This window comes from Pseudomonas sp. PNPG3 (assembly GCF_023093815.1).
Taxonomy (GTDB): Bacteria; Pseudomonadota; Gammaproteobacteria; order Pseudomonadales; family Pseudomonadaceae; genus Aquipseudomonas; species Aquipseudomonas asiatica.
Genome location: NZ_JALLKV010000288.1, coordinates 1 through 253 on the forward strand (window position 1 = coordinate 1; position 253 = coordinate 253).

The following is a 253-nucleotide window of genomic DNA, read 5'->3' on the forward strand; positions in this document are numbered from 1 at the left end:
GCCGCTATTTCCGCTGGAGACGCTGGCGGACGATTTGCGTACGCCTGTCAATCTCACCCTTGCCTCGAACAACATCGCGCTTGGCGCCGGCGCCTCCGTCGTCACCGACGCGCGTGCGAACATCGCGCTCTATGGCACACCTGGTGTCGCGTCACCGTCGCTCGGCGTCGACACAACAACGCAAACCACGGCCCAGAGCGTCCTCCTGCTCGGCCAGATCGTCGACCACGGCGGCGCTGTGTCAGTCTATTCG

The 253-nt window shown here is 64.8% G+C and carries 1 protein-coding gene; it reads left to right on the forward strand.

Going from position 1 to position 253, the window contains the following annotated elements:
* A partial coding sequence (locus tag MJ643_RS31085) for a hypothetical protein (RefSeq protein WP_247727365.1) occupies positions 1 to 253 on the forward strand: 253 nt, incomplete at both ends.